The organism is Paenibacillus sp. RC84 (genome assembly GCF_041260495.1).
Lineage (GTDB): Bacteria > Bacillota > Bacilli > Paenibacillales > NBRC-103111 > Paenibacillus_F.
The window spans coordinates 484,746-503,753 of record NZ_JBGBYL010000002.1 but is presented as its reverse complement, the minus strand read 5'-3'; the positions used below and the strand labels follow the sequence as shown (position 1 = coordinate 503,753).

Below are 19,008 nucleotides of genomic sequence, written 5' to 3'. Positions count from 1 at the left end.
AGCCCCAGGAATTTCCCTCTTCATGCCGAATAGTGTAGGGATCAGATGAAGTTAACCACGTCCAGAGGGTGAGCGATATTGGCACAGATCAAGGATCTTTTACTTCAGCTCTTTTTTTCCCTTATGCCTTTCGTACTGTACAGCTTCTATTACCGGGACAAAGACACCAATTACTCCAAGAAATTTATTCTGATTACCTCCGTGATCTGCCTGTTTCTTTCCATGACATTCGCTTCCAGCGTCGAAAAAGGCATCCAGTTCGATGTCCGTTACGTCATCCTTTTTTTCGCGCTTGTGTTCGGCGGGTTTCGCATCGGCCTTCTGCTTGTGCTGGAGTTTGTTCTGTACCGCCTTTATTTGGGCGGACCCGGAACCTCTTCGGCTATGGGCATTTTGCTGGTCACGTTCCCCCTGTCGGTCTTGCTGTGCCGTGTCTACCACAGGACAAGCCAGAAGTACCTGGTCGCCCTTATGGCCGGACTTTGCTATTCTTTCTTCCCCCTGCTTCTTTTGTATATCAACCGGCCCGATTATATTCTGACTCATTTGACTTACCATATTCTGATCATACCCGTTCACAATTCGGTCGGAGTTCTGCTGCTGATCTACTTGTTTGAGAAATCCGCGACGGATAAGGACATGTACATGAGGTACCTGCAAAGCGAGAAAATCGAGGCCGTCGGCCAGGTCGCCGCATCCCTGGTGCATGAAGTGCGCAACCCGCTCACAACCGTGCTCGGTTTTTTGAAGCTGATCCGTCAAGATCAGGCAATGCCTCCCGAAAAACTTCACCGGTTCATTGACATCAGTATCGAGGAAGTGAAGCGAACGGAAGCGATACTGTCGGAGTATTTATCCATGTCCAAGCCTTTAACGCAAAAGCGCGAAGAAATCGATCTCGTCCATGAGCTGGAGGCTGTCGCGGAGGTTATGACTCCCTATGCCACAATGAACAATGTGTCGCTGATCCTGCATGTCCCGTCCGAACCCGTACGACTAACCGCTAACGGAGCCGAAATGAAACAACTCCTTGTCAATTTCGTAAAAAACGCCGTCGAAGCCTGTTCCGCCATACAAAAAGGAAACGTCACGCTGCGCATGCATACGGACGGGCACCTCGTGAAAGTACACATCCGGGACAATGGAATCGGGATGAACAAAGAACAGCTGAGGCGGCTCGGCTCCATCTATTATTCCACCAAAAATACGGGCACCGGCCTGGGCCTTACGTATTCTTATCAAGTGATCCGGTCCATGAACGGCACGGTCTCGGTGTTCAGCGAGCTTCATAGGGGAACGGAATTCACTCTCTCGCTGCCCCTTGCTTCCAAAGGTCCCGATAGAGGATAAAAAAATCGCCAGTCCTTTCATGCTCTGTCGGAGCATGAGAGGACTGGCGATTTGATTTATTGGCCGCGGACGGCCGGGATTATACCGGTTGGATACTGACAGCGTATTACACCTGTAACGCCAGCTTCCCCTTCTCCATGATGAGCTTGCCGTCCAGATATACGGTCGGCTCCTTAACGAGTCCGTCGATATGGACGCCGGCCGTGATCGTTCCTCCGAACGTATTGTTGCTGCCGAAGGCCACATGTATCGTGCCGTACACTTTCTCGTCTTCCAGGATGACGCCGGTGATTCTCGCTTTATCGTTCGTTCCGACTCCGAATTCGCAGAGAAGCCGGCCGTCTTTGTCTCCGAGCATGCCCAGAAGCTGCGGTCCGGCTTCGCCTTCCGCCTTTACGATACGGCCCTGTTCGATGGTAAGCAGAAGAGGCTCGCTCAGCTTGCCGATTCCGGCAATGGACCCGTCGATCAGGATTTGCCCTTCCGCCGTTCCTTCCAGCGGCGCGATGTACGCTTCGCCGGACGGCAAGTTCCCCGACTCCCCGGGATTCAGATACAGCCCTGTGCTCGGCACGCCGTTTCTTCCCTCCACGGGGAAGGTCAGCGTATAGCCGCCCTTCTCGATGCGCACCTCACGGGCCCCGGTTAAGAGCTTCGTCACTTGCTCCGTCAGACGCTTAACCTCGGCATAATCGGCCGAGATGGCGCCGTGGAGGAACATATCCTCCGTAATGCCCGGCATCGTGGCCAGCCTTGCTCCGGCGGCAGCCGCATTTTTGCGGGCATGCGTATGCGTGAGAGACTGCTTCGTGATGCAGACAACCACGTTCGAAGTGATCATGGCGGCGGCAACTGCGGCAGGAGGTTCTTCCCCCGGTCTGTACCGGTCCTTCATGACCATAAGCACAGCCTCCGCTCCAAGCGCTTTTCCCGCTTCGTAAAGCGGCTCAGCGAGATGTCTCTTGTCCTCGTCCGAGACGACCAGGAAAGTTTCCCGGGCCTGCAGGCCCAGACAGCTTTGCAGCACGTGTTTGCCGACTTCAATGAGTGATTCGTTCATTATCTTCATCCTTTCTGAATTGGAGAATGGACCGGGAAGTGGCTGACGTTCGATTCCTTCCCTGCATCAGCCTCAACCCGTCTCAACATGGCTTCTTCTATATCATTTCCGATACGAGCTTGCCCATCAGAGCATTGGACAGAACCACCGGCTTGCCCGAAGCCTCCGCCATGAACTGCCGCGCTTCCTCCGTGTACCCCATACAGTCCAGCACGATGATGTCGCTCTTCTCTTTCAGTTCCTCGGCGGCACGCCGGAATTCGGCTTCGTCCAGTTTGTACGGCGACGCGACGGCAAAAAAAGGGCTCAAGCCGTAGGGCTCATACTTCTGCGCAAGCGTTGCGCACTGCTCCGCCAGCGGAACGAGCACGCCGAGCCTGCGGCCGCCGGCCATCGCTTTGACAGCGGGAGGGATAAGATGGTCGGGCTCGATCAGATACGACCGCTCTGTAGTAAGGCCGGGAAATACGCCCGTGCACAGCAGCAAAATGTGCCGGATTCCGGCCTCCTCGAACTCGCTAATCCGCTTCTGCAGCAGAGGCTGCAGCTTCTCGCGCGACATCACGACGGATTCTCCGGTCGCCAGACGCGACGTCAGCACGTACTGCCCTTCTTCCGGAGAAAGGTCCCTCTCGATTTCCGCTTTGTCAAGCCCGTCCAAGGCACCGCCTTGAACGAGCTCGGCGCGCCCCTCCAGACAGCGCTCCACAATCGGCGCCACGTCTGTCCTCGGCGCTTGGCCGATTGTGATCATTCCCAGTTTCTCCATGTTCTCCACCCCCATGAAAGATCCGCCCGAAGCGGCTGAAAAAAAAGGACAGGGGAAACTCCCCTGCCTGCTGTCCCGTTCCCCGCTTACTTGCCGCTGGTCTGCAAAATTTTCATGGACCCGTACAGCTTCGTGATCCGGCCGAATTCTTCCGGGTCGTAGAAAGCGCACGTGCCGGCCGTCGTTTCCTTGGCCGCTTCAATGGCGAAACGCGCCGCCGCCGCGATGTCCGTCTCGTGGCTCGCGCCCGTTCCGCAGCCCGGCACGACGGATTGCGCCGTTACCGCAACACCGACGACGGGAGCATCCGTCGCTACGGCCGGCTGCAGGATGGAGTTGATGTGATACAGGTCGTTGCCGTACGGCGTGATGTCCTGCATCGTAACCGGGAACGTCACCGCATGCTGACCGGTCGTCATCTCCATAATGCGGAGCAGATCGTCGCTGACGCGGAGGATGTACCCTTCCTTCACAGTCGGCGAAATCGCGATGCCTTTGTGATTGATCACGCGGTTGCCCTTCGTCGTGTCGATGGACAGAATCGCGTCCATTTCGGGCACGACTTCCTCCTGGTTCATCGTCAGGATATCGACCGGCGAATCCATAAAATCAACCGGTTCATGCGGGCGGGTCGGCGCGTCCGGGCAAATGTGAGTCGTGACGATCACATCGCCCGGCAGCGCGTCGCCCTTCGTCTGCATATCCGCCAGCTTCAGCGCCGCGGCGACAGCCGCAACCGCTCCGTCGGCATCGGAAACGAGGCCGATGCGGCTAGGGCGTGCCCCGATGCCGCCGAGACGGCCGATAATGCCGAAAGTCGGCGCGCTGCCGCCTTTGCTTTTGCCGTCCGTGCCGGGGATCACGACTTTGACGAAATCCGTGCTTCCTTTTTCCCCGCTGACTTTGGATACGGTCACCGATACGCCGGGATAGGCGTCGAACAATTCTTTTACCTTCGCTCCGCTTGCATAAATGCTGTCGAGTGTATCGAGAACAGTCATCGTTTGTTTAAGGGTCATGTTAATTTCCTCCGTATGAATTCACTTTGATGTCGAAATGAACGAGTCCGGATTTAATCCAGGTAAGAAAGCACCGGCTTCTTGATAATGTCTTCCACCGCTTGCAGCAGCTTGCGGTTTCTCATCGTCGTGCTGAGCAGCAGTTTCTCGGCGGGCACGGTAATGACGGCAATGTGCTGCCCTTTCGCGATGGCCGCCGATACGATCGGCTTCGCTGTTTTCGCGTCCAGCGTCATGATCAGATCCGGGAAGGTGCCGAAGCGCTCCCCGTCTTTCTCGAGCGTCATGTACTCGTTCCAGAAGGTCATCTCGTACGCGTCGTCGATCCGGACCGTACCGGCATCGAAGCCTCCCGCCGTTTCCAACGCGAAGTCCGTTACCGTTCCGGCGGTCACGACTTTGCCGCCGAGCTGCGCGACTACGGCCTCGATAGCGGCCTCTCCCTTGGCGGAAAGCAGCGCCCGGCCGACTTCGATCGCCTGCGTGATGGCCCCGGCCGCGCCGTTGGCTCTCGCGTAAGCCGCAGTCACCGGGTTCCGCGCCACGGCCACGAGGCCGCCCGCTTCGATGGAAGCCTTGCGGATCATCGTCGACGCCTTGTCCAGCGTCCCGGAGATGCTCAACTCGATGTAGCGGTCGCCACGGCCCCCTGCAGCCGCCTGATGGGACACATAGTCCTCCACCTCGGACAAGTTCATCGAGCCCATGGAGCCGGTCGGGTGGGCCCGGCCGTTGCAGGCGAAATCGACGAGCGGCACGCCGGTGATCGCCGACTGGAACCAGCCGTTGACCGTCGTCCCGGCCCCGTTCTCGTTCGTGTGAAGCCCCTGGATGGGCCGGCCGATTTTGGCCGCGAGCATCTCAAGCGCCTTCGCGTAGTGAACGGGCTTCACGAACTGTTCTTTGGCGGCGGGAGCGCCAACCATGGAGACGGTGACCAGCAGGTCGTCGTCCCCGAATTCGTCGAGAGAGATCAGCTCGGGCTCGCCGACTTCCAGCGCCAGGCGTCCGAGCTTCAGCCCCTCTTCGATCCAGCCGCCGCCACCGCCGCCCAGAACGGCGCCGCCGTATACGGCCTGCTCTACCATTTCTTCGTTCAGCTTCAGTCTCGTCATGGGAGTCACCTCATTTTTTCAGTTTGAATACGGAGCTAAAGAAGCTGTACAGGGCATCCCCCGCGATAAAGCCGGCGGCGAGAATGCTCATCGGTGTTTCGGCTTCCTTCTTGAAAATTTTCAGAACGACGATCCGGATCAGAATACCGGCGAGTACCGCCCAGCACGCATTCGGCGAAACGATCAGGAGACCCGTTGCGAAAAGCACCCCGATCTGACGGGACGGCCCTCCGAGCAATTGGACAATCGCGCCGGGAATCGCCCAAAGCAGCAGTTGGCGGGCAATATCGGCCGAAGCTCCGGCCTGGATCGTGGACACATACACTTTATCGATCGGCGGAACGAGGTTTTGCGCAAAATAGCCTTTGTACGAAAGCAGCACGGTCAGCAGAGCGACACCGAAGGCGATCATCGCCGTGATGTACTGCTGTTTTCTCCCGTGAAGCTCAAGCTCGGGATCTTTGCCGTTGCCCCGGAGAATGTACCCGGCTTTCAGATCGTAGCCCATATCCGCAAACGCCGGGCCCGTTGCCGCGCTGAAGCCGGCCAGAAGCGCAAGCGCAACCGGCGGAAACCCGATCAGCATGCCGAACAACAGCGTGATAAAAGCGACGGCAAACGCCGGGAACCAGCCGGAATGCATGGCGGCGATCCCTACGATGATCTCGTGCACGAAGGCGGCGAAAGCGGCGAAAATGATGAAGCCGATCAGCATGCCGAGCGACATTTTCGTCATAATGCCGCCAATGATGGCAATGAGCAGGGCGATGACCAGGTAAGCGGCAAAGCCGAGGCTGAGGGTGCGGCGGGCTTCTTTATCCGTCCTTGTCAGCCTGCTGTCCCTGACTTCTTCCTCGCTCTCCGCTTCGGAGCCCGCCGTTTTCGGGCGCTTGAAAAGGAGCATCCCCGCCTGGATGAGCGCGACGATACCTGCGCCGATCATGACCCCGTGGGCGATGTAAAGCTGATTGACGTCGATATCGAACCACGGCACCGAGTACTGCCGGATCATCAGGCCGATGCCGAACATCGTCAGTGCCCAGATGTTTCCGATAAACGCGACACCGAAAGCGGACATCGAGATTTTAAAATACGAGCCGATGAGCCCGATAACGGTTCCGACACCGAGCAGCAGCGCGCGCTTGCCGCCTTTATCCCCCGCCAGGATCGATTCCGCGGTAGCCACGCCGGGCGCCCAGGTTCCTTTTGCCGGGAAGAGTTTGGAGTCAAAGAGCTTGTACAGCAGCGTCGCGTCGACAAACATCGCCAGCGCGGCTCCGATCAGCATTGGCACGATCAGTTCCGTCGCACCCATCGCAAACGGAATCCCGATCGGAATGAGCAGGCTGTTGGCCGCTCCGAACGTAGCCGAGGAAATGGACGTCTGAACCAGATTTTGACGATGGATCGATTTGTATTTACGGAATATCATCATGGGAATTCGTGCGATGAGCATCGCGACAAGAGCGCCGATAATCGCGGTATTCGGGGTTACCCCCAGTGTCGTAACCAGCTGCATCCCGATAATGGCCCCGATTACACTCGTGACAATGTTCAAGATCAGCGCGAACGGCTCGAAAATACTCGGGTGTTTCTTTTCCTCTTTCTCTTCCATGGACAATCCCCCTAATCACTTGATGTAGAACCATTCTCCCGTCATCTGTTTCCTTAAGAAAACTTTTTTCTGTTACGGGAATGAAGCCGAAGGCAGAGCCGCAAGCTTTTTTTTACATTTAGTATGTGCAAAATGGAATAATCCTACAAACGGAAGCGCAGAGCGGAAGGCCGCCTTGTAGACCTGGTGATATACAGCCGTCACAGACGTCCCAGCCGTGCTCATGCAATATGCACATCCTATACCTACTAGGCGCATGTCCCATTCGTCACGTGCACGGCATCCATCGCACACATCCCATCTCACTCACACCGCTTTAAAGCTTTACTAGAATATAGCCCGGGGGTATGACAAAACCGGCTCGCGGGCGCTTTCCCAAAGGAATTACTTTCCGGCCGTATCCGGCAAATCCTCCGGTAACGTCCGCTTCTTTTTCAAGGAAAATATACGCAGTTGAACCGTCCCGAGAAGAACCCCGGTAAACACAAGCGCAGCTCCGAAAAGCTGTGGAGCCGTAACGGCGCGGCCCAAAAGAAGAAACTCAAGCAGCATCGTCATCAGCGGCTGCAAATTCAGCATGATGGCCGCTTTCGCCGCGCCTAGCGTCTGCATCCCTTTGTTCCACAGGACGCCCGTAAGCCCCTGCGCCACGATCACCGTCACAATCACGAGCGCCCACATTCCGGCCGGATGAATCCATGTGACCTCTCCGGCCGCCAGAACGAACGGATCGAAGAGTACGGCGCTGAGTGCGAAGCTGTAAACCGTCACGATAAAGGGAGACAGCCGTCTCGTCAGAATGCGGGCGAAAATCAGGTTGCACGAAAAGGTAAACGTCGCGCCCGCCATAATCCAGTCTCCCGCATTGAACTGCAAACCGCGGACATTCAGGGCAAAGGCCAGTCCGGAAATGGCGATCACGCTGCCTGCCACCATGCGCCAGGTCACCCGTTCTTTCAGGAAAAGAGCGGCCAGACCGGCCGTAAACAGCGGCGACAGCGTAAAAATAAGCGAAGCGTTCGTGGCCGTCGTGAGCTGGAGTCCCCGGAGCAGCAGGATCTGGTTTGCAATGAGGCCGATTCCGGCCGAGCAGCAGAGCCAGAGCGCGTCTTTTCCCGTTATTTTCACAAAAGCGCGCGTCCCCCACGCCCACAGCAGAAAGGTGCCGGACACGATCGTCAGGCTCAGCGCCGAGAGAAACAAGGGAGGAAACTCCCGGAGCAGCACCTGGCGGACCATGTAGTTCAGCGCCCAGACGAAGACGCAGAAGATCAGAAGCAGGTAGGATCTGGCTGTTGCCCAAGTCACAAGCTTGACTTAATTCGGCTCGCGGACATCAACGAGCTGCTTGTAGTAATGGGAGGCGAACAAGCCCTCCGCTTCGACGGCGTCGACGACCGGAACATGCAGTTCGCTCCGGAGGACGGCGGCCAGGCCGATGGTGGAGAAGCCCGTGCAGGCGAACACGATGACCTTCGTCCCCGCATCCAGCAGGGCTCGGGCGGCTTCGACCGCCTTCTCGCGTCCGGCCGGTGTCATGAGATCCGTCGTGTTGGTGACGCCTTCGGGACGTGCGTAGCGGACGAGCTTGCCGCCGAGCAAAGCGCGGATGACCGCGGGCGCTTCCTCCGTGATGCCCAGCACGCCGACGGGCCGGCCCATGGACAATGCCGCGTACGCCGCGGCGCTTCCCGCTCCGATGACCGGCACCGAGACGCTTTCGCGCAGAGGCTCGATCGCCGGGTCCGCCGCGCAGGAGATGACGAGCACCGTGCAGCCTTCCCGCTCCATCCGCTTGCCCAGCTCGACAATTTTCGGAATGGCGATGGCTTCCGTCTCCTCGTCATAGATGCCAAGGGGCTGATCCGGAATACATTTACTCACAACCGGCAGTCCATACGTCTCATTCAGTAACTTTCCGTGCTGCTCGAGAACCTTCGTATCTTCCGTCGTTAATACGCGGATCACTCCGATCATGGCTTCCCATCCTTCCTCGTTTTCGTTTGCTTTTTTGTAGACTTCGTGTAGCTTATTAAAGTTGGATTGGTAATATTGTATTCGTTTCCAAAGAGGCGGACCATGTTCCCTGCTGCCAAAAATAACGAAGGCCTTTTGTGCTCGGAGCACAAAAGGCCGATTTTCATTCCAGATTTTTCAATAAATAAAACGACGTGCACAAATAATACATCAGCCGTTTCGACGTATCTTCCATGTCTATGTCAGCTATGTCTTTGATGCGGTCCAGCCGGTATTTTACGGAGTTCCGGTGAATGTACAGCTTGTTCGCCGCTTCGATCAGACTGCCGCCGGCCGCCAGGTAAGCATGGAAGGTGGGCACAAGATCGGTTCCATTGTCCCGGTCATACTTGGAGAGCCTGCCGATCTTCTTCTCCATGAACGCATCGAAGCCTACATAGGCGGAAGATTCCAACAGCAGATCGAACATTTCGATCTCCCCGTAGCTGAACGTACGGCGTTCTTTGTCCAGCCGGCAGCCGATGGTCATCGCTTTTTTGGCCTTCACATAGCTGCGGTACACTTCCCAGAGCGGAGCTTTGCCGCCGAAACCCGTCCGGATGTGGCTATGAGAGTCCAGCAGCGGGGCCAGAACATCGGCCCACTCGGCCGTTTTGCCGCTGACCGGCTGCTTCGCGCCTGGCTCCGATGCCGCCGGGGAAGCGAGCAGAAGGACAAACCGGTCCCCCTGCCGGAGCAGATGGGACTTGACTTTGCGAGCCGCCGATTCGCTTTCCACAAGCTCGCCCAGCGCGACCGGAAAGGCGGCGTGCTCCTCGAACAGATGCGGCTCGCCCTCGACGATGCAGATCTCCCAGCACCAGTCCGGCTGGAGGCCCAGCTGTCTCCCCTTGTTCTCCGCGTCCTGCCTGGACAGGGGCAAGCCCATCAGCAGCTCCTCGAAGAAGTTGCCCTGCAGCCGCTGCTCCGTGTCGTAGGTGATCTTGCGGCGCATCAGCTCCAGGGAGAATACCAGCCGAGCATGTTCGATGCAGACCAGCTCCAGCTCGTCGAGCTGCTCTTTCCCGATGATGAGGCGACCAGCGAACTGCTTGTCCACCGACACGTCCCAGCTTTTCGTCCGGCCGGTCGGCGGCTCACCCGCATCAGCGGGCGATGAAACGATGACGCGGCCCTGCTTGTGGATCACCCAGATGGGCGCCTGGACCAGCTCCGCCACGCTGTCCGCCACCACCTGGATGCCTTTGTTGTGCAGAACAAGACCGGTCAGCGTCTTGTTCACTTCCTCGGATCTGCGCAGCAGAGCCGCTTGTGTATTCAAAATCTGCTCCATCACCGTATGCGTAATATCGATATACGGAATTCCCGGCGGAATCTGGATCACCGGAATGCGGTACCGGTTGCTCAGCTCCACCATCTCGGCGGGAATGCCGCCCATGAACCGCTCCGGTTTGATCGCAAGCGCCGCGGCATCCGCTCTTCTCAGCTCTTCCATCAGCTCCAGCACCAGACCCGGATCGTTGCGCATGGAATAGCCGGTAGTCAGAATAAGCTCGCCTTCCCTCAGCCAGCCCTTAATATCCGGGACCTCCATAATGTCGATATACCGCACGACGCGGTCCAGCCCTTCTTCTCCGCTGATCAGCGACGCGTCTTTCAATATCGGAAGCTGGAGCAGCTCCCGGACCGTCATCCCTTTGAGATTCATCGTGTTCACCCGATTTCAGACAGTTTGTGCGTTTCTTGGTGCGTGGGGCAAAGGTAAAGACTTCTGCGTCTATTGTATCATTTCTACGTTTTTTGTGGGGAGGAAGGGGTGTGGCAGGAAAGGGAAAAGAAGGATGCCTGTTAGGAGGCTCCTTCTTTTTGAGGGAGTGGTGGATTGGGTTTTATTTGGGCTAAATTTCCCGGACTGTATTGGTTAAAAAAATTCACTTTACGATTCTTTCTTATTGCTAAGGGAGCTTTTAATCGTTTTCTTACAAAATATTTTGCGGAAAAAATTTAGCCAATTGGGACCGTATGCATAGCTTGAAATAATTCCTTGGTAATGCTTTTGAGCCGGGTCATATTTTTGAAAAGGAAAATGAAGAGGACTGTCTGTTAAAACTAAGGAGTTATCATTAGTTTCCTCGTAGAACTTGTTACAATTTAAACATTTAAATGTATCCAGTCCGGCAGAACCCCAGGAAAAATGATTTAATTCACGCTCACATCTTGGACAATGTACTGCGTATTTATGTGCAAGCCAATCAAAGAGGTTCATTCATTCACCCCAAACAGTGTCAGTAGTATTTCCCTTACCGTATCATGGTAAAATGCTTTTTTTGAAACTAATCATAAAGTTCCCTCTATATTTAATTCTGCCTTTATCTTGTTCTTGCAATGCATTAAAAGATTGCTGGTCCAATACTCGTAACTCAATAATTTTATCCTCACATAAGATTACAATGTTACATATATGGACCATCTTCCCATTCACCCCTGCAAACTTTTCGGATTTCTTCTCCAAAATCTTGCAATCGCAACAGTGAGCAGGATTCTTTTTAATCCAATAAAATAGGAGTAGAATGACGGCACCAATGAAAAGAAACAATAATAGAACATTAAGTAATGTTTGATTCATGTTTTTTCCTCTTTTATTTGCGGTAAAAGCTCAGAACGACTGTTTATCATAACTAAATCATCCAAAACCGTTATTTCATACAAAGCGTATTCATGCTGTAAAGAGGTACTTTCGGCATCTCCATGAAAATGGCTCACTTCCACATGCTCAGGCAGGCACACAAAGACACCGCGGTGAACCGATAGCGAGTCGTTCAACAATTCCTCTATTTCCTTAAGCGATAGCCGGAGAAAACCTTCTTCTTGGAACTTTTGAATCATCGTAAGCGAAATCCTCTGCGGCGGTTCGACTTTCCCGCTTGGGTGATAATCGCCCAAATAAAGGGGAACCAGTTCCAGATCACCTATCAGCCAAGATACATTCCGGCTTAAATTCGTATAAAATTGCAGCAATCCCAAAATTTCTTCGCTGTTATTATTGGAATCCTTCGATTCATAAGTAAACGAATGCATGAGTGGCCTCCGGCGAATAACGTTTTTCTATTTCTCTTATCGGCTCATCTAAAGATCACTATTTTCAATTTCTTTTTAAAAGGAATCTCCGTTCATACTCCGCGAACCAATCATTCCTGTGCGCTTTTATCAAAGAGAGGGCTTCACATAAAGCAGCCTCCTTCAAAAGCAATAATTGGTCATAATTGATTTCCGATTTTCTTAACCATATGTATGCTAACGATTCGCCACAGCTTGCAGCAACCATTTCACCTATATCGTCTTGATTAGATACCTTTAGCAGGATAGCGATTGTTTCTTCATCTTCAAAATGTTCGCCCAGATCTATCGCCGCGTCATCTTTTTCTGTTTCCGTTGAATAAGAATCCAGTAAAATGTCGATTAACGCTTTTTTCATTCTCTCTATCTCCCATATTTCAGTTAATAGATAGTTAAGATAAGAATAGGACTAATCTTAACTGAACAATTCACTTGAATTTTCTCTTACCACACGCTCTACATCCTCTGTTGTAAAATACACCCCTGGGTATATTTTGTGATCTTCTTCAAACGGAGAGAATCTCGCCGCTACTGCAGCAATTTCTTTAAAAAGAACTCTTTCCGTTTCAGTTAATTCGTCGTAATTAAGTTCATAATGGTAAGTCAAATGAAATTCATCGCAGAACGTTTCTGCCTGTATTTCTTTATCCTTGTATAGTCTTAGCAGCCAATAAAGGCGCTGTTTGGGTGTCCGTTCCATGTGAGATCCCTCATTTTTCCTAGCGTCATCTAGCTCAAATCAATCGTAGTCCAACCGGCCGAGACAATTCCTCTTTTCCATCGGGATAACTCGGTTTGCAAATCCTTCTCGTCTGCGGAAATTTCAAACTCTATTCTAGTAAAGGGTTTTGTAAAAAATTCGATAAAAGGAGGGCTGGCCGTAAAATCTCTTTGCCCGATGCAGAAGTCTGTTTTTCTGATTTCGGCTGCCATCTCTTCCGTCAAATTCTCGGTTCTTATCCGGTATTGGATCCAGTTTTCATGGCATTGCTTAAAATCTATCCTATTGATTCTTCCATTTTCATCGGTATAGACAAGACTATCAACTGAAAGGTTTTTAATGATTTTCATGCACTGCCCCCTATCGACTTTTATGTTCTTCCTGTTTGTTTATCCGCTACGGCCAAGATACTAATAACAATAGCAAACACTAGGAAGATCATGCTCATAACCAACGGTTCGGTTATTTCAAACTTATTTTGATAATAAAGAAGAAGGACATCCAAAATAAAAATAGTTAAAGTAAATAAAAAGAAAACAAGGAAACGTCTCATCTTTGATGGCATTGGTTTCGAGCGAACGTACTTCACGATCCCCAAGATCATATACGCAGAAAAAATGTAGAGGATGTTATCAAACTGTAGGTTTTCGTTAACAAATCTTCGATAGATGAGATTAACAATGATTATGGCAGCAAGAACACCCGCATATTTTAAAAGAGTTAGAGCTCTAATTTGCATAAGCAATTCTCCATCCGATGCTTGATTGTCCTTTTCGGCTTGAGCATATAAGCTTTATTGCATCCTTATCCTGACTTAATGCCACCTGTCTCTCCATTCCTTGCTCGTAAAAATCCAAAATAAAATCATACTGGTTTAATTCAATTTTCTTTAGGATTTCGGGTACTTGCTCCATAACAGTCGCTAAATCGATTCTGCAATCCACCGGCCATTCGTTCTGGCCAAACCCAAATGCTTTAAATGTAATAGCACCGGAAATTTCGAAAATATCGCAGATCATGCTAATAACCGCCAATGAACAGTCCTTTTCCAGATCAAATACAAGATCTTCTTTATCTAATCTCTTGCTTGTTAAAGATTCGTTTAGGAACAATTTCAGATCAAAAATATGGAGTACTCCCTTTTTTAATATTTGATAAACTAAGTTTGTCTATTTTCCTATTATCTACTTTATTTCTAATATATCCAATGAATTTCGCTGAATGAAGTTCTTTTTCCTTTAATAATAAATCAATATTTCTTATCTCTGTTTACATAACAAAAACAGCATATATGGGCTAAGGTAGCGTTCCATGTTCGAAAGTAAGATCAAAATATTCCTTTCGCATCCCTAGGCAATTCCCCGACCTGCATCAGATAATGAGTCATATTTGTATCATCCTTGAATTCATATGTAAATTCAAAATATTGAGCTACATGTTTAGCGAGAAATCTAAATAATTCACAGGCCGTGAACACCGAATTCCACATAATTTTATAAGTGCTGTCCGACTAGGTTTCTTTATACATATACCAATAAGGTTCGGAAAGATAGACTTTCAGATACTTTCCCATTTTTCCTATGGAAACCGGAAAATCCTTTTTAGTGCACATCCACCATGCAATCATCTCATCCAAACGGGACCTGATAACTTGTTCAAACATTTGTTTCACATAAGGTAATTCGTCGCGCCAAGTGTTTTCGTCGATGCGCTACTGCGCACAGATTTCTCCATACGCAAGCATTCTAACTACAAGAGTGGGTGGTCCCTCTCTTAATTGGACTTTCACAACTAGATCATGCGTGCTTCTGGGCACGCCGGACAAAAAGAAACCTTGAAAGGCACAGGGCCAATCAAGGTATAAAAAAGCCTTACTTCTACTCTAGTCTTCTTGAGGTTCCTGTTTCAACATCAATTTCAAATTTTTCTGATGGTACACGTAGGTCTTTCGTTGTATACAGATTATAGCGACCTGATATATCAGTTCGTTCCATTAACACCCAATCATTCGTCCGTCCGTGTTCAATCCCCATTGAGACCATCTTATTTGTCTGAATATTGACTGCAATATTCATTTCTTCACCTGTCGAAACATTTTTTATATATAACCGAGCATGACTATTTTTTTGAAACACATTAATTAAATCAATTCGATACTCATACTTCTTATCTGAAGTTAATTTTAATGAGTCACTAGTAATCCTTTCAGTTAACCAACCTTGTGTATCAACACCTCTAAACAAGGAAACAGAAAGAAGTAATAGTATTATCACTCCCAAAATGAACCCAACATAAGACCTACTACTAGAGGGCATCCACCCTTTTTTTAGCAATACAATTGACAATACTGTTAATGCAATTGAGGGAATCCAAATAAATATTAAAGTTACAGTCGCTATCAAGTCTAAAGATCGTTGAAAATTCGCTGTCGCTCCGATTAGAAACCAATTCACGGATACAATATTTATAACGATGGCAACAACCCATATGATTTTCAACCACATTTCTTCACCCTCTTTTTTCATCACCCTGTAATACGTAATAATCAATTCAAAATTGGTACAATATATTTTTTCCAAATGTCGATGTTTGTGTGCATGACTGAATGGCTTTCTATTGGTCTGAAATAATACCAAAGCGATAATTTTACTTCCACGTTTTCAGCACCTTTAAATTTTCTGTCATATGCTGCCCCACCACCTGGTAAAGATCCTCCATGATTTTGAATACCGTCATATTTGTTATAAACATGAATATGTTGCCCAACCTCAGTCTCTAACTTGTATTCCCTCACAGGAGTCGCAATAGTAATAAGAGTATCCACTTTTACATCCTTCTCAGCAAGAAGATTAGTTATCATGATACCCACATTCCCACCATGACTATGAGCGACTAATCTTATGGGTTCATATGGATTATTCAAATGCCATTGATATATGTCATTAAATATATCTTTTGCCGCTGCTGAGCGAGCATTTGTATTATTTTCACCAGTCCAATTCTCTTCTTTAACTGGCTCGTTAAAGAGCTTTCGAACATAATCCACAAATTCAGATGTCCACGTGCTTTTTCCATCGTTCTTTTCAGGATTTGCAAAAGTACCATGAATAAGAAAAACTTTATGCCCACTCGGATCAGTATACCTCAGCGGATTGTTATGGGTATAGGTGTAAAGATTCAAGCTCAGCGGATTATCGAGCTTTCCTTCATACGTATCCTAATTTATAAAGCGTTCCAAGCAAAACAAAAAGACGGGGTTCTGCTCCCGCCTTGGCTAGTCTGACCTTTGATGTTGGTGTCGTAGGGCTTCGATATAAACGGTTTGGTGATCTGCGGAGAAGGAATAATAGACTTTGTAGCGGTCTATAAATATGCGGTATGTACCCGCCCACGACGGCTCGTTTGTCGGCATCGCGGTGGACAGAAGAAGAATTTTATGTTGGATTTTGCGGACAAGTTCAATCTGATAGCGTTTCGTCTCTTCCCGCGTGTAGTGCTGACTCTGGATTTGCTTTAAACTCTCCCTGGCTGCTTGGGTCCATTTGATGTTCATAGGTCGCCCTTTTCAATGGCCTCCAGGATTTCTTCGGTCGTGTATGTCTTGTTGCCTGCAATGTTCATTTTGGCCTGCCTAATCAGCATTTTTAATTCCTCATCGCTCTCAATTTCCTCCTGAACGATGTTATGCAGCGGCTTCACTAAGTAGTGTTTTCCCTCGATATCTACAATGGTGGAGTCATCCTCCTGTACCCATGTCTTAAATAATTCGGCATTCAAGCCTTCAAGCTTTCTGAGCATTTGAAATCCTCCCTGCTTGATATAGATATCCATTAGTATACCACCTCCATTAAGTTCTTGATACGTACGTTACGGCTTAAGCCCATGCTCATCCGGCTTGCAAATTAGCTGTCGGAGGCATGTTGTATTCACTTTTATTTTTCATGAGTGAATAGATGATGTTGGTTAGCTTCCGCATGAGGCAAATAATTGCCTGAATTTTGGTTTTTCCTTCCGATTGTTTCCGCTGGTAATAGGCATAGAAATGGGGATTATTCGGCTCCTTGCTCCCTCTCTTCACTCCAATCTGCCGACACGCAAGTTGATAAAAAAGCTGATGCAGTTCTCTGTTTCCTTGTCTGCATTTGTGATCCTTATGTTTATCTCCGGAACCGATTAGAACGGGAGCAATTCCTGCAAAGCGGGCTAATTTATCACTGCTGCTAAATCGTGAAATGTCCCCGATTTCCGCTATAAAATTAGCTGCCGTTACCGTATCTATGCCGTACATCGTTTCCAGTCGATATCCAGTTTGAGGAAGCAGCAACGCTATTCTGTGTTCGAGAGATTCTATCTCTTTCTTGTTCGACTGGATTCGCCTAATCGTGCTTCGAACGACGTAATCCCTATCTTCCTGGTAGTCTCTTTTGGTTGTTCCATCCGAATGAATCAGTTTCAGGATCTTTTCTGCCGTTTTAAGTGAACAAGCGAAGTTACTTGGTTTCAGCAGGAATACCCTTAATTCTTCTACAGAGGTCCCCAGTACATGATGAGGAGCCGGATATCGTTCAAAAAAAGCAAGTGCCGTCTTCCCATCTACTTGGCTGAAAAATTTCCTGTAACTTGGATAATGATACGAAATTTGCACATGAAATTGATTGAGCAGACCGATATGTTCACGAACAAGCGAATTTCGTGTCGTGACTAACTGGCTAATCGCCCAGTAGTGATCGATAGGATTAGCATCCGGCAACTTCTCTAGTTGATCAACCAGCACATATCCCACGCACTCCGCATCCCAGGAATCTGACTTATGAACGATAGGATTCGCTTTTCTAAAAGCGCTTGCCAGTGACGGGTTAACCTCTTTCACCGCTTGGTTGTGATCCACCAGGAAAGCGGCTAAAGGCCGGCCGTAACCTCCTGTGTCTTCCAGCCCGTAAATGACCCCCTTACCCTTGGAAACCTTAGCGGCTGCTTTTATCAAATCAGGAAAAGCACTGGGCCGATTATCGAATTTGAACTCCCCTAATTTGCGTTTAAACCCGTTCAAAAAAACGGCTGTATGATGTCGTTTATGTAAATCCACCCCTACAAAAATATGATTCAATCTTCTTTCTTCGAATGCTTCCTGTTGTAATAGATAATCCAGTCTATTAGCCCTCCTATAGTTTCATTTTTATCAACGAAAAGGTTTATAGAGAGAAGGCTTGCACCCTCATTTCAAGCAGTCTGTGCTGCATCCATACGCCAGCAATACCTTTCTCTTCATAAAAGTCTTTCATTATGTAACATTGGTTTAATGCTGTCTTGCTTGGGCAAATCGGACATGGAGAAGTTCAGTCTGTAGATCAAGTCCAATGGCGTGTATCGCGAGTACGATCTCTTCCTGCATCCATTTACAGGCGCTATCTTCACATTGTCGGATGACCTCAAATACCGCCGTCTGGCAAGCTTCAATCGTTTCAATTTGTATTTTGAGCCTTTGCTCTTCAAGAACTAAAGAATCGTCGATATTCATAAAACAATACCCGAAGGCATGCTGCCGACTGTAGTCTGATTCAATAGGCACTTCACTTGTAAGTTGGTAAAAAGCTTATCATGCTGATAGTTGTAATTTTCAAGGATCAATTTTAAGGCTCTCATTGGATATACCCTCCACCAAAGAAAAGTCATTGCCAGCACTCTAAAAATATAAACTCTTAAGAGTAACATCCCTAAAGTTATTGTATTACCTTTAAGCGTATAGGTCAATGTTTTTCTGCATGGAATATGATATATTGAAGAATAGGAATAGCATTACGCTTAAAAGGAACCCGTACGGAGGTTACCATGATTATTAAAATTCGTCTAAGAGAAATACTGGCTGAACGCGGTATTTCACAAAGGCAGTTTGCATTGTCCATGAATATGCGTTTGGCGACTATCAACCACCTTTGCTCAGACAACGTAGACCGCGTATATATTCGAACCCTTGAACAAATCTGCGAAGCTTTGCAAATTGATATCAGCGAATTAATCGTTTCTCAGCAAGAGGACTAGCGCCTATCGTCATTCCCCTAACCTTCACGTCTTTCCAGAAGAGCTTAGGGGCTGCGGTGAAATAAATCGGTTTACTTGATGTAAATACGCCCCCTTGATAAAAGAGACCATTTTAAAGCTTTTTATCGAGAATAATGGTCCTTTACTCCTTCTTTCATCCTTTTCTTCTCTATTACTCCTCATTACTCTAATTTCATTATTCATCATTGTTGGTATCGTTAAAGCT

Annotated in this window: 23 protein-coding genes and 1 pseudogene; 2 read left to right on the top strand and 22 right to left on the bottom strand. The window is 49.5% G+C overall.

The window, feature by feature from the left end; genetic code table 11:
- Nucleotides 1–78 precede the first annotated feature (78 nt).
- Nucleotides 79–1,350, top strand: coding sequence for an ATP-binding protein (locus ABH899_RS06000; RefSeq protein WP_369994796.1), 1,272 nt, complete (start codon nucleotides 79–81; stop codon nucleotides 1,348–1,350).
- A 106-nt stretch (nucleotides 1,351–1,456) separates the two neighbouring features.
- Here the strand turns inward: ABH899_RS06000 and ABH899_RS05995 are convergent, their stop codons facing one another.
- From ABH899_RS05995 to ABH899_RS05890, 22 genes and pseudogenes are all read right to left on the bottom strand, one after another.
- Entirely contained in the window at nucleotides 1,457–2,410 is a 954-nt protein-coding gene (locus ABH899_RS05995) for an aminopeptidase (protein ID WP_369994795.1), read from the bottom strand.
- A gap of 97 nt (nucleotides 2,411–2,507) precedes the next feature.
- Nucleotides 2,508–3,179 carry an AroM family protein gene (locus ABH899_RS05990; protein ID WP_369994793.1) on the bottom strand — a complete coding sequence of 224 codons (672 nt, stop codon included), beginning with the start codon at nucleotides 3,177–3,179 and terminating at the stop codon, nucleotides 2,508–2,510.
- Nucleotides 3,180–3,265: 86 nt separating this feature from the next.
- Nucleotides 3,266–4,198, bottom strand: coding sequence for a DUF1177 domain-containing protein (locus ABH899_RS05985; RefSeq protein ID WP_009675316.1), 933 nt, complete (start codon nucleotides 4,196–4,198; stop codon nucleotides 3,266–3,268).
- 53 nt (nucleotides 4,199–4,251) lie between these two features.
- The gene (locus ABH899_RS05980) at nucleotides 4,252–5,313 is read right to left on the bottom strand and encodes an S-methyl thiohydantoin desulfurase family protein (RefSeq protein ID WP_009675310.1); all 1,062 of its coding nucleotides are present in this window, start codon (nucleotides 5,311–5,313) and stop codon (nucleotides 4,252–4,254) included.
- A 10-nt stretch (nucleotides 5,314–5,323) separates the two neighbouring features.
- On the bottom strand, nucleotides 5,324–6,928 hold the full coding sequence (locus tag ABH899_RS05975; protein WP_369994790.1) for an OPT/YSL family transporter: 1,605 nt from the start codon (nucleotides 6,926–6,928) through the stop codon (nucleotides 5,324–5,326).
- A gap of 384 nt (nucleotides 6,929–7,312) precedes the next feature.
- Nucleotides 7,313–8,236 (bottom strand): DMT family transporter, encoded by a 924-nt coding sequence (locus ABH899_RS05970; RefSeq protein ID WP_369994787.1) that lies wholly within the window; start codon nucleotides 8,234–8,236, stop codon nucleotides 7,313–7,315.
- Nucleotides 8,237–8,245: 9 nt separating this feature from the next.
- Nucleotides 8,246–8,905, bottom strand: a complete 660-nt coding sequence (locus tag ABH899_RS05965) for an aspartate/glutamate racemase family protein (protein ID WP_369994784.1) — start codon at nucleotides 8,903–8,905, stop codon at nucleotides 8,246–8,248.
- A gap of 163 nt (nucleotides 8,906–9,068) precedes the next feature.
- Nucleotides 9,069–10,613 carry a PucR family transcriptional regulator gene (locus ABH899_RS05960; RefSeq protein ID WP_369994783.1) on the bottom strand — a complete coding sequence of 515 codons (1,545 nt, stop codon included), beginning with the start codon at nucleotides 10,611–10,613 and terminating at the stop codon, nucleotides 9,069–9,071.
- A 600-nt stretch (nucleotides 10,614–11,213) separates the two neighbouring features.
- Complete coding sequence (locus tag ABH899_RS05955; RefSeq protein ID WP_369994782.1) at nucleotides 11,214–11,531, bottom strand: hypothetical protein; 318 nt, start codon at nucleotides 11,529–11,531, stop codon at nucleotides 11,214–11,216.
- On the bottom strand, nucleotides 11,528–11,983 hold the full coding sequence (locus ABH899_RS05950; RefSeq protein WP_369994779.1) for a hypothetical protein: 456 nt from the start codon (nucleotides 11,981–11,983) through the stop codon (nucleotides 11,528–11,530). Before ABH899_RS05950 ends, ABH899_RS05955 begins: the two co-directional genes overlap by 4 nt.
- A 64-nt stretch (nucleotides 11,984–12,047) precedes the next feature.
- On the bottom strand, nucleotides 12,048–12,380 hold the full coding sequence (locus tag ABH899_RS05945; RefSeq protein ID WP_369994777.1) for a hypothetical protein: 333 nt from the start codon (nucleotides 12,378–12,380) through the stop codon (nucleotides 12,048–12,050).
- Nucleotides 12,381–12,437: 57 nt separating this feature from the next.
- Nucleotides 12,438–12,722 (bottom strand): magnesium and cobalt transport protein CorA, encoded by a 285-nt coding sequence (locus tag ABH899_RS05940; protein WP_369994774.1) that lies wholly within the window; start codon nucleotides 12,720–12,722, stop codon nucleotides 12,438–12,440.
- 29 nt (nucleotides 12,723–12,751) lie between these two features.
- The gene (locus ABH899_RS05935) at nucleotides 12,752–13,093 is read right to left on the bottom strand and encodes a hypothetical protein (protein WP_369994772.1); all 342 of its coding nucleotides are present in this window, start codon (nucleotides 13,091–13,093) and stop codon (nucleotides 12,752–12,754) included.
- Between the two features lie 20 nt (nucleotides 13,094–13,113).
- Entirely contained in the window at nucleotides 13,114–13,482 is a 369-nt protein-coding gene (locus tag ABH899_RS05930; protein ID WP_369994771.1) for a hypothetical protein, read from the bottom strand.
- Nucleotides 13,472–13,762, bottom strand: a complete 291-nt coding sequence (locus ABH899_RS05925) for a hypothetical protein (RefSeq protein WP_369994769.1) — start codon at nucleotides 13,760–13,762, stop codon at nucleotides 13,472–13,474. Before ABH899_RS05925 ends, ABH899_RS05930 begins: the two co-directional genes overlap by 11 nt.
- Nucleotides 13,763–14,070: 308 nt before the next feature.
- Nucleotides 14,071–14,451 (bottom strand): annotated as a pseudogene (locus ABH899_RS05920) (aminoglycoside 6-adenylyltransferase).
- A gap of 169 nt (nucleotides 14,452–14,620) precedes the next feature.
- Nucleotides 14,621–15,247, bottom strand: a complete 627-nt coding sequence (locus tag ABH899_RS05915) for a hypothetical protein (protein WP_218229376.1) — start codon at nucleotides 15,245–15,247, stop codon at nucleotides 14,621–14,623.
- A 41-nt stretch (nucleotides 15,248–15,288) separates the two neighbouring features.
- Nucleotides 15,289–15,789, bottom strand: coding sequence for a PGAP1-like alpha/beta domain-containing protein (locus ABH899_RS05910; protein ID WP_369994766.1), 501 nt, complete (start codon nucleotides 15,787–15,789; stop codon nucleotides 15,289–15,291).
- 228 nt (nucleotides 15,790–16,017) lie between these two features.
- Nucleotides 16,018–16,296 (bottom strand): type II toxin-antitoxin system RelE/ParE family toxin, encoded by a 279-nt coding sequence (locus ABH899_RS05905; RefSeq protein WP_369994764.1) that lies wholly within the window; start codon nucleotides 16,294–16,296, stop codon nucleotides 16,018–16,020.
- Nucleotides 16,293–16,574, bottom strand: a complete 282-nt coding sequence (locus ABH899_RS05900; RefSeq protein WP_369994762.1) for a hypothetical protein — start codon at nucleotides 16,572–16,574, stop codon at nucleotides 16,293–16,295. Before ABH899_RS05900 ends, ABH899_RS05905 begins: the two co-directional genes overlap by 4 nt.
- 55 nt (nucleotides 16,575–16,629) lie before the next feature.
- Nucleotides 16,630–17,850, bottom strand: coding sequence for an IS110 family RNA-guided transposase (locus ABH899_RS05895; protein ID WP_483312611.1), 1,221 nt, complete (start codon nucleotides 17,848–17,850; stop codon nucleotides 16,630–16,632).
- Nucleotides 17,851–18,039: 189 nt separating this feature from the next.
- The gene (locus ABH899_RS05890) at nucleotides 18,040–18,261 is read right to left on the bottom strand and encodes a hypothetical protein (RefSeq protein ID WP_369994761.1); all 222 of its coding nucleotides are present in this window, start codon (nucleotides 18,259–18,261) and stop codon (nucleotides 18,040–18,042) included.
- 311 nt (nucleotides 18,262–18,572) lie between these two features.
- On the opposite strand from ABH899_RS05890, the gene ABH899_RS05885 reads away from it, so the two are divergent.
- Nucleotides 18,573–18,782, top strand: coding sequence for a helix-turn-helix domain-containing protein (locus tag ABH899_RS05885; protein WP_369994760.1), 210 nt, complete (start codon nucleotides 18,573–18,575; stop codon nucleotides 18,780–18,782).
- Nucleotides 18,783–19,008: the final 226 nt, after the last annotated feature.